Source organism: Oceanimonas sp. CAM02 (assembly GCF_032842915.1).
GTDB classification, from domain to species: domain Bacteria; phylum Pseudomonadota; class Gammaproteobacteria; order Enterobacterales; family Aeromonadaceae; genus Oceanimonas; species Oceanimonas smirnovii.
In genome coordinates this window covers 19,322-29,711 of the sequence record NZ_JAWJBK010000003.1, presented here as the reverse complement: position 1 = coordinate 29,711, position 10,390 = coordinate 19,322, and the positions used below count along the sequence as shown (strand labels likewise).

General features: G+C 54.3%; 7 protein-coding genes. 6 read left to right on the top strand and 1 reads right to left on the bottom strand.

Annotated elements, in window-relative coordinates; genetic code table 11:
• The first annotated feature begins 314 nt into the window (after positions 1 to 314).
• The 4 genes from rapA to R0I78_RS00345 are packed head-to-tail and all read left to right on the top strand — an operon-like array spanning position 315 to position 5,554.
• Positions 315 to 3,188: an RNA polymerase-associated protein RapA gene (gene rapA / locus R0I78_RS00360; protein ID WP_317073880.1), complete on the top strand. Its 2,874-nt coding sequence runs from the start codon at positions 315 to 317 to the stop codon at positions 3,186 to 3,188.
• 23 nt (positions 3,189 to 3,211) lie between these two features.
• Entirely contained in the window at positions 3,212 to 3,871 is a 660-nt protein-coding gene (locus R0I78_RS00355) for an RluA family pseudouridine synthase (RefSeq protein WP_211212447.1), read from the top strand.
• 32 nt (positions 3,872 to 3,903) lie between these two features.
• On the top strand, positions 3,904 to 4,671 hold the full coding sequence (locus tag R0I78_RS00350) for a DUF3530 family protein (RefSeq protein ID WP_317073879.1): 768 nt from the start codon (positions 3,904 to 3,906) through the stop codon (positions 4,669 to 4,671).
• A complete protein-coding gene (locus R0I78_RS00345; RefSeq protein ID WP_317073878.1) occupies positions 4,604 to 5,554 on the top strand; it encodes a D-2-hydroxyacid dehydrogenase in 951 nt (316 codons plus the stop codon). The genes R0I78_RS00350 and R0I78_RS00345 overlap by 68 nt, the downstream gene beginning before the upstream one ends.
• A gap of 73 nt (positions 5,555 to 5,627) precedes the next feature.
• Here R0I78_RS00345 and djlA read toward each other — a convergent pair whose 3' ends face one another.
• A complete protein-coding gene (djlA, locus tag R0I78_RS00340; RefSeq protein WP_019935320.1) occupies positions 5,628 to 6,437 on the bottom strand; it encodes a co-chaperone DjlA in 810 nt (269 codons plus the stop codon).
• Positions 6,438 to 6,673: 236 nt separating this feature from the next.
• On the opposite strand from djlA, the gene lptD reads away from it, so the two are divergent.
• Both lptD and surA read left to right on the top strand, forming a co-directional pair.
• Positions 6,674 to 9,052, top strand: a complete 2,379-nt coding sequence (lptD, locus tag R0I78_RS00335; RefSeq protein ID WP_317073877.1) for an LPS assembly protein LptD — start codon at positions 6,674 to 6,676, stop codon at positions 9,050 to 9,052.
• Between the two features lie 24 nt (positions 9,053 to 9,076).
• Positions 9,077 to 10,378 carry a peptidylprolyl isomerase SurA gene (gene surA / locus R0I78_RS00330; protein WP_317073876.1) on the top strand — a complete coding sequence of 434 codons (1,302 nt, stop codon included), beginning with the start codon at positions 9,077 to 9,079 and terminating at the stop codon, positions 10,376 to 10,378.
• Positions 10,379 to 10,390 lie beyond the last annotated feature (12 nt).

The window sequence follows — 10,390 nt, the reverse complement described above, 5'->3', positions numbered from 1 at the left end:
TACGCAACTCTTGGTGTTCGTCAAGCGTTGAATCAAACTTTGTTTCGTTGTCTTTCAACGTTTGTGACCGTAGGCCGCTTGCCCCGTGTCAGTGGATGCGCATTATAGGGAGCCGCGATTTTTGCGCAAGGGCTTTTTTGAGGTTTTTTATCACTTCAATACTGTTCGTTTGTTTTTTATGCAAAAGCCTGTTTTCCTTCTTTATATGCTGTTTCTTATACTCATGTTCAGGATCAATCACGGGTGCAGCTATCTGATGCTTTAAGGTAAGATAGCGCCCCTTTTTTACAGCCCTCTTCAGCTTGGAGAATTGAATGCCTTTTTCCCTCGGCCAGCGTTGGATCAGTGATACCGAAACCGATCTGGGACTGGGGACCGTGGTCGCCATTGATGTGCGCATGGTCACCATGTTGTTTCCTGCCTGTGGTGAAAACCGCATGTATGCCATTAATGATGCTCCTGTTACCCGTGTCATGTTTAATCCCGGAGACGTAATTAGCAGTCATGAAGACTGGGAGCTGGAAGTAGAGTCGGTATCGGAGCAGGATGGTTTGCTGGTTTATCACGGCAAGCGCCTGGATACGGAAGAAGAAACCAGTCTGAAGGAAACCTTTCTCAACCACTTTATCAAGCTGAACAAACCTCAGGAGCGGCTGTTTGCCGGCCAGATTGACAAAATTGGCCGTTTTAATCTGCGTTACCAGGCACTGATGCATCAATTTAATCAACGTCGCTCTCCCCTGCGTGGTCTGGGCAGCGGCCGTATTGGTCTTATTCCGCATCAGCTGCATATTGCCCATGAAGTGGGTAACCGTCATGCCCCGCGGGTATTGCTGGCCGATGAAGTGGGCCTCGGCAAGACCATTGAAGCAGGCATGATTATTCAGCAGCAATGGCTGTCAGGCCGTGCTGCGCGCATTCTGATCCTGGTGCCCGACGCCCTGATCCACCAATGGCTGGTAGAGATGTTGCGCCGTTTCAACCTGCACTTTGCACTGTTCGACGAAGAACGCTGCGTGGAAGCCTTTGCCGATTCAGCCAACCCGTTTGATACCGAGCAGCTGGTGCTGTGCAGCCTCGATTTTATTACCAAAAAGCGTAAGCGCTTTGAGCAGCTGGCCGACAGCGACTGGGATCTGCTGGTGGTAGACGAAGCTCATCACCTGGTGTGGGATGCCGAACGCCCAAGCCGTGCCTACGAAGTGGTAGAAGCGCTGGCGGAAGAAACTCCCGGCGTACTGCTGCTTACCGCCACTCCGGATCAGCAAGGTCATGAAAGTCACTTTGCCCGGCTGCGTCTGCTCGATCCCGAGCGTTTTTATGATTACAACGCCTTTCTGGCGGAAGAAGAAGAATATCAGCCTCTGGCTGAGGCCGCAGAAGCACTGCTGAGTGACACACCACTGGATGCCACCGCTCTGGAACGACTGGCTCCCTTTATGGACGGTGAAGACAGCGCCAGCCTGAATACCCCCGAGCAACGCCGCGCGCTGCTGGCCCGGCTGCTTGATCATCACGGTACCGGTCGCCTGTTGTTCCGTAACACCCGCCAGGCTATCAAGGGCTTTCCGGCGCGCCAGCTGCATTTGCATCCTCTGCCTCTGCCCAGCCAATATCAGACTGCCATTCGCGTGGCCAGTATGATGGGAAGCCATCAGGATAATGCCGCTCAGGCGTTACAAGCCCTGTATCCGGAAGAGATCTACCGCCAGTTTGAAGGCGGCGACAGCAGCTGGACCCAGTTCGACAGCCGGGTTGAATGGCTGCTTGAGTTTCTTAAGGAAAACCGCAATAACAAGATTCTGATTATCACCGCCAAGGCGGGGGTGGCGCTGGCACTGGAAGAAATACTGCGCACCAAGGAAGGCATTCGCGGAACCGTATTCCATGAAGGTATGTCATTACTGGAACGGGATAAGGCAGCCGCCTACTTTGCTCAGCAGGAAGGCGGTGCTCAGGTGATGATCTGCTCCGAAATTGGCTCGGAAGGCCGTAATTTCCAGTTCTCTCATCAGCTGGTGCTGTTTGACCTGCCCCTGAACCCGGATCTGCTGGAGCAGCGTATCGGTCGTCTGGATCGTATTGGCCAGCAGCATGATATCGATATTCATGTGCCCTATCTGGAAGGCACCGCCCAGCAGGCGCTGACCCTCTGGTATGAGCAGGGTATGGATGCGTTCAGCAAGCCCAACGCCGTAGGCCAGCCGGTTTATCAGCAAATGTCCGAGCGCTTGCTGGAAATTCTGGCTGGTCATGGTCAGGATACCGACGCCCTGAATCAGTTGATTGCCGATACTCAGATCATGACACGCAAGCTGATTGATCAGATGGAACAAGGCCGTGACCGGCTGCTTGAGCTCAATTCCAGCGGCACCTTTACTCATCAGGATCTGGCGGCTCAACTGGCCGAAAAAGACGACGATCCGACGCTGGCCATTTTTGCCATCAAGCTGTTTGATGAAGTGGGCATTCATCAGGACGACAAGGGTGAAAATGCCATTGTGCTGCGCCCCACCGAGCAGATGCTGATCCCTAGCTTCCCAGCCCTGCCCGAAGATGGCACCAGCATCACGTTTGATCGGCATACCGCTCTGGGCCGGGACGATCTGCAATTTGTAAGCTGGGATCATCCCATGATCCGCGGCGGCATCGATCTGGTGCTGGGATCCGAAATAGGCACCACCTCTGTGGCCATTCTCAAGAATAAGGCGCTGCCGGTAGGCACTCAGTTTGTAGAGCTGATTTTTGTGGCCGAATCGGCTCATCATACTCAGCTCTACCGCTTTTTACCGCCCGCTCCCATTCGTCTGCTGCTGGATAAAAACGGTAATAACCTGGCTGATAAAGTCAACTTTGAGGCCTTTGACAAACAACTCAGCCCCATTAACCGCCATCTGGGCAGCAAACTGGTGAACGCATCACAGAGCTTTATTCATCAGCAACTGCAGCTGGCCACACCGGTGGCCGAACAACAGATGGAGCAGCTGGTAGAAGCCGCCCGCACTCGCATGCATGAGTCCATGGAACAGGAACTGACCCGACTTCAGCAGCTGGCCAAGGTAAATCCGAACGTACGGCAGAGTGAAATTGATCATGTTGTGGAGCTGAAAGCCGAACTGGATAATCTGCTCAGCCATACCCGCTTAAAGCTGGATGCAATTCGGTTTATTGTGGTAAGTCATCAATAAGGATACTGAGTCAGACCATGGTATTGCTGCATTATGATCCGCCGGCGGATCCACCTTTTGAAATATTGTACCGGGACGACAGCATTATTGTACTGAACAAGCCCAGTGGTTTGCTGAGTGTTCCCGGACGGGATCCGGTGCACTTTGACAGCCTGTCGCTCAGGGTATCCCGCGTGTTTCCGACGGTGCAGGTAGTGCACCGGCTGGATATGGCCACATCGGGCGTGATTGTGATGGCGCTGAACCCCAAGGCACACCGGGAGATGAGCCGTCAGTTTCGCGAGCGGGAAACTGAAAAACGCTACTATGCCTGGGTATATGGCCGGCCGGACGAAGACAAGGGCAGCGTGGATCTGCCCCTGTGCTGCGACTGGCCCAACCGCCCCCGGCATATGGTGAATCATGAACAGGGCAAGGCGGCGCTCACGCACTGGCGCTGCCTGCGTCGTGAAAACCACCGCAGCCTGATGGAACTGACTCCCGTAACCGGTCGATCCCATCAGCTTCGGGTGCATATGCTGAGCCTGGGTCATCCCATACTGGGCGACAATCTCTATGCCGAGGGTGAGGCGCTGGCCATGGCTTCTCAGCTGCAACTGCATGCGGCCTATCTGGCATTCAAACATCCCAGATATAAGCACCGGCTGGAATTTACCGCTCCGGCACCTTTTGAGGTGAGCTGATGAAACGGGCAGCATGGTGCTTGTTAGGCTGCTTGTTCACCTCAACAGCCATGGCGCGCTTTGACTGGAGCGAATATCGGGAATACCAGCCACAAGCTGCCGTGCTACGCTTTGCTGCAGCACGGCCCGAGCCATTGGGCCAGCTGCTGATCTGGCCAGAGCAACAGCAACTGCATCAGTGGCTGGCCATGGCACCATGGTGGCAGGATCGTGGCTGGGAGCTGGTGCTGCTGCTGCCTGATCCTCAGCAGAGCTATTTTGATCCTGCTGCCGAGAAAGTATCCGACGCTCAGCAAACCTGGGTGACCACGCTGGGCGAACGCCTGGCTCCCATATTTGAGCGCCAGCCCGAACTTCCCCAGGTGGTGCTGACCCAGGGCAGCGCTTCTCTCTGGTATCAGCAACTGATACAAACCGGCACCCTGCCGGCTCCCAGCGGCCTTATGGTATTGAATGCCACTCCTTCTGATAAAGCCACCCAGCAAATGCTGGCTATGAGTCTGTCACGCTCCGACTGGCCGGTGCTGGACTTGTTCAGCACACGGCAGCCGGTTTCTTTGCTTAATCAGAAGCTGCGCCGCCATGCCAGTGCCCGCGAACAAGCCGATTATGAATCGATTACCATTCACTCACCGCTTTTTTCAAGCCGTATTATGGCCGCCTGGATAACGCGTCATGGCTGGATGCCTCTGCCTCCGGGCGCACCGGATTTTTTAAAAGGAGTAACCCCCAATGAAACTGGTCTTTCTCGATCGCAAGACACTGGCTCCGGACGTGAAGCTGCGCCGGCCAAACCTTGATCATCACTGGCAGGATTATGCCGACACCACTCCCGAGCAGGTGATTGAGCGATTGCAGCACGCCGATGTGGCCATCGTAAACAAAGTGCATATCAGCGCCGATGTCATTGCCAGATTGCCCTCATTAAAGCTGGTGGCACTGGCCGCCACTGGCAGTGATAATATCGATCTCAACGCTTGCCGCAACGCCGGCATTGCCGTGTGCAATATCCGTAATTATTCCGAGAGCGCCGTGCCTGAACATGCACTGTCACTGATGATGGCGCTCAGCCGTAACCTGTATGCGTATCGTCAGTCTGTAGAGCATGGTCGTTGGCAGCAATCGGGACAGTTTTGTTATTTCGACTATTCAGTTCGTGATCTGAAAGGCCAGACGTTGGGACTGATTGGTTATGGTACGATTGCCAGAGATCTGGAGCGGCTGGCCAAGGCGCTGGGTATGAAGGTGATCGTGGCCGCCCGTAAGGGTCAGCCGGCAGGCCATGGCCGCCTGCCGTTTGAACAGGTCATTGAAACGGCCGATGTGATCAGCCTGCATTGCCCGCTGAACAAGGATACTCATCATGTCATCAGCGAGCGGGAGTTTGCCATGATGAAGCCTGATGCTCTGCTGATTAACGTGGGCCGCGGCGGCCTGGTGGATGAAGAAGCGCTGCTGAACGCACTGCGGGAACAGCGCATCGGCGGTGCCGGCTTTGATGTGGTCAGCGCCGAGCCGCCGCCCGCCGATCATCCGCTGATGCAGGCGCTGCAATACCCCAACTTTATCCTGACACCGCACATCGCCTGGGCCAGCCATGATTCCATGCAGCGACTGGCAGATCAGCTGATTGATAATATCGAAGCATTTGCTCAAGGGCGGAAGCAGAACAGGCTGGTTTAACAGCAGGAATTGGTGAATAGGGACCGGGGATTAGGGAAATCGAACCCCTGCTCCCAAATCCCTATTCCCTTTTTCAGCGAATATTACGGGCGGTTTTAATGGTTTCCCAGGCCTGTTGTATGTCCTGGGCTTTTTCTTTGGCCATTTCCATCATTTCTTTGGGCAGCCCCTGAGCCACCAGCTTGTCGGGGTGGTGTTTGGACATTTGCCGGCGGTAGGCGCGCTTTACCGTGGCATCGTCCGCGCTGTCTTCCACTTCCAGAATACGGTAGGCATCGCGCAGTCTGTCCTTGGCCGGAGGCGGAGTAAAGCCGCCGGCATGGCCGCCGGCACGGCCTTCGCGATACATATGCAGCTGGGCTTCAGCAAAGGCCAGTAACTGCTCCAGTTCCTGAGCAGAAAAGCCAAGTTCAGTGGCAATGGTGTGCAGCAGCCGGCGCTCCGCCGGGTGCAGCTCGCCGTCGGCAAACACCAGCTGCAGCTGCACTTCCATAAAAAAGCGCAGCAGATTGCGGCTGTCCCGGGTACGCGCCCGAAACCGACGCAGGGTTTCTGTTAACGGAAAGTCGCTTTCCTTGCCGTCACGAAAAGCCTGTTGTGCCTCAGCTTTTTGATCCGGACGCAGACGCATCTGTACCATCAGCTGCTCGGCAAGCCGGATTTCTTCACTGGTCACCCGACCACTGGACTTGGCGAGATGCCCCATGGTGGCAAAAGTGGCATAAAGAAATTCCTGCTGGGCATCTTTTACAAAGCCCCAGGCGTTGGCCAGCTTTTTGTCAGCCAGATGGCCCAGCCACAAACCCAACAGGGCACCGGGTACATTGCCAATCAAAAACCCGAGCAGGCAGCCAATTATTTTACCTTTAATATGTGAAAGCATTCAGCGGGACTCCCACAGGAAAATGGTCAGGGTTCGGGCAAAAGCAATAGCGGTGGCAAACAAAGGTAGTGTCATAAGGTCGGCGGATAAAAATATTTGTAGTCGGGGCCGGCATAGAGCTGGCAGCGAGAATGCTTTATCATAGCCCGCTACCATAAAAGAATGACACCAAAAGCTCAACCAGCCCGCAGGATCACGGGCGGTGTCGCCAACACCAGGAACGAGAGCATCACCTCATGAAAAAACGGATTATCGGCCTTCCCCTGCTGTTTGCATCCGGTCTGGCTCAGGCACAGGTTGCCGGCACGGCTCCTTTTGATGAGCAAAACAAGGATGACAATCCTATTTCTTTCAGCCGTTGTTTCAGCCATGTGCCACTGCGGGTGGAAGGACAAACCGATGCCAATGCTCCCATTACTGTTACTGCCGATGTACTTAATGCCACCAGAGACGGCAGAATTCTCTATCAGGGCAATGTAGAGGTGCTGCAGGGGCAGCGACGCTTTAGCAGTGATTATATGGAGCTGGAGCAGCAAAGCCGGGATGTCATGGCGACGGGCAATATTCAGCTGACTGACGGCACCATCACAGTAAAAAGCGATAGTACCCTGACCGGTAATCTGACCACTAAAGACAGCCAGCTTGATCAGGCTCGCTATCAGCTGCACGGCGACCCGGGCCGGGGTACAGCCCGCAAGGTCACATTGAACAATCAAAAAGGTGAAGTTGATCTGCAAGGGGCCAGTTACACCACCTGCCCGCCCGGTGAAGAAGCATGGCAGCTGAAAGCAAGCACCGTCTCTGTGGAGCAGGATGAAGTTTTTGGTGAAGCCTGGAATGCCGTGCTGTGGGCAGGTAATGTGCCTGTTTTTTACTTTCCTTATATCAAGTTTCCGGTAAAAGACGAACGTCAGAGCGGTTTTCTGTATCCCTCTTTCGATATCAGCAGCAGTAATGGCACCGATATCCGTTTGCCTTATTACCTGAACATTGCGCCTAACTACGATGCCACCGTTACACCTCGCTATATGGAAAAGCGGGGCACCATGGCGCAGCTGGAGTTTCGCTATTTACCCACTCAGGGCCAGAGTGGTGTGCTTTATGGCGAATTTCTGCCTGAAGACAGAAAGCTGGCCAATGATCCGGCGCTGGCTGCTGAAGAATGGCAGAATGATGCTCGCTGGCTGTTCAGCTGGCAGCATAATGCCCGTTTTGACAGAGCAGGCCACTGGCGGGGTAATGTCAACTACACTCAGGTCGCCAGCTGGGATAAGAACTACCTGGATGACTTTGATCCGCCAGTAGGCACAGTGGTGGATGATCAGCTGATGCAGTCACTCAACGGCGGTTATTATGACCGGCACTGGCAGCTGACCACAGAAGTCCGTGATTATCAGATTTTGAAATCGGAACTGCCTACTCAGCCCTTTCAGCTGATGCCGTCACTGACACTCAACAGCTACCGTGGTTTTGGCGATTTTGACGCGGCACTGGATGCCGAGCTGGCGCGCTTTGAAAACAGCGATGAGCAAGCTTACCAGGCCACACGCTTTCATATTGAACCGCGTATTATTTATTCATTGATTGATCAGCCCAGCGTCCAGCTGAAGGCAGATGCAGGCGCCTATTACACTCACTATGAGCAGGATATACCCAATACCCTTGGCGCTTATTACCGCGATACATGGGGATTTGATGAAAACAGCCTGGACTCCAGTGCCGACCGGCTGTTACCTCGTCTGCGCCTGAACGGCAGCCTGGTGTTTGACCGCCGGGCACGCTGGTTTGAGCAGGATTTCACGCAGACCCTGGAGCCGCAAATTCAGTATTTGTATGTGCCCTACGACGATCAGGATCATATTGGCCTGTATGACAGCACCACCATGCGCCAGGACTATTACAGCCTGTTCAGCGATCGACGTTTTGCCGGCCTGGACCGCATCAGTGATGCCAACCAGCTGACCGCCGGCTTTACCAGCCGTATTTATGATAATGCCGGCACCGAACGCCTTCGTCTGGCACTGGCGCAGACCTTTAACTTCACAGCGCCACGAGTGAAACTGTTTCCCAGTGAACAACTGGATAAAACCAAGCGCTCCTTTCTCACCTTTGAAGGTGATCTTAACCTCGACAACAACTGGTTTGTTCACGCTGAGGCGCAGCAGGACACCCGCAACCATCAGCTGGCGGCCGGTAATATTACCCTGGAATATAACGAGCAGGGCAAACTGGCCCAGCTGGGCTTTCGTCACCTGAGTTCAGGTTACTTCTCCGATAGTATTAGCCAGGATCTCAACCAGATAGGTGGTACTGTATTCTGGCCACTGGCACCGCAATGGGGATTTATTGGCGCTTATTACCGGGATATTGAACTCCATCGTAATCTCGATAGTCTGATTGGACTGCGCTACGACTCCTGCTGCTGGGCAGTAAGCCTGGTATGGGAGCAATGGCAGAAAGAAGACAAACTGCGTACTCCTGCTGAAGCCAACCAGGAAACCAGCATAGGACTGCGCTTTGAGCTGAAAGGCTTCAGCTCGCTGGGCACAGGCAGTAAATTTGAGCCGGGTACCGAGCTGCTGCCCTATTATCGCCCCTTTAACTTAAACAACTGATTTTCATTGCGCACAGGATTTGTCATGAACCAAAGATGCAAGAATTTACTGATGGCCGCCGGACTGGGCTTGCTGTCATTTAGCGGTCATGCCGCGCCACAGGTACTGGACAAAACCGTGGCTCAGGTCAATAACGATGTGGTACTGGAAAGCCAGCTTGATGCGCTGGTAAAGCAGGTTAGCAGCGGTGCCAACGCTGCTGGCCAGCCTCTGCCCGATCTGCAGAATTTACGTAAACAGGCTCTTGAGCGCCTGATCCTGGAAAGTCTGCAACTACAGCTGGCTGAGCGCCTGGGATTACGTATTACCGATACTCAGCTGGAGCAGGCATTGGTAAATATTGCCAAAGGTGAAGGTAAAACCCTTGAGCAGCTACAAGCGGACACTGCGGCCAATGGCCAAAGCTGGCCTGCGTTCAGAGAGCAGATCCGTAACGAAATTCTGATGAGTGAGCTGGCCCGTAATCAGGTACGCCGGCGAATTAATATCTCTGATCAGGAAGTCAAACAGGTAGTACAAATGATTCGGGAGCAGGGCCAGAGCAATGCCCGCTACCGGGTGGGCAACATTTTGCTGCCCCTGCCCGCCAATCCCAGCAGCGAACAACTGCGTCAGGCCGACAGCCAGGCAAAACAGCTGCTGGCGCAACTGAAAAATGGTGCCGATTTTCGTAAATTGGCCATCGCCCACAGCGCCGGTCCCAAAGCGCTTGAAGGTGGCGACTGGGGCATGATGACCATGGGCGAAATGCCGTCTCTGTTCAGCGAAGCGGTGAGAAATCATGCAAAAGGTGATATTATCGGCCCCATCCGTTCCGGTGCCGGCCTGCATATTCTGACAGTTCTGGATATGGAAGGCAGCCAGCAACAAACGGTGCAGGCACTGGAAGTGCGCGCCCGGCATATTCTGATCAAGCCATCGGTTATTCTGAGTGAAGAAAAAGCACAATCCATGCTTGAAGACTTTGCCCGCTCCATTCGCAATGGTGATGCCACCATGGCCCAGCTGGCCGAGCAACACTCTGATGATACCGGCTCTGCCGTGAATGGCGGTGATCTCGGCTGGGCTTCTCCGGAGCTATATGTCAGCAGCTTTCGTGACACCGTCACTCAGCTGCAACCTGGCGAGCTGAGCGCACCGTTTCGCTCTGAGCATGGCTGGCATCTGGTGCGTCTGGAAGACAAGCGTGTGCAGGATGCCACCGAGCAGGCCACCGAACAGCGGGCCTATCAACTGATTTTCAATCGTCGCTTTAACGAAGAAGTACAGACCTGGCTCGATGAGCTCAAGGATCAGGCTTATATACGTATTGTCGACACTCAATAACTTAATGGTGAC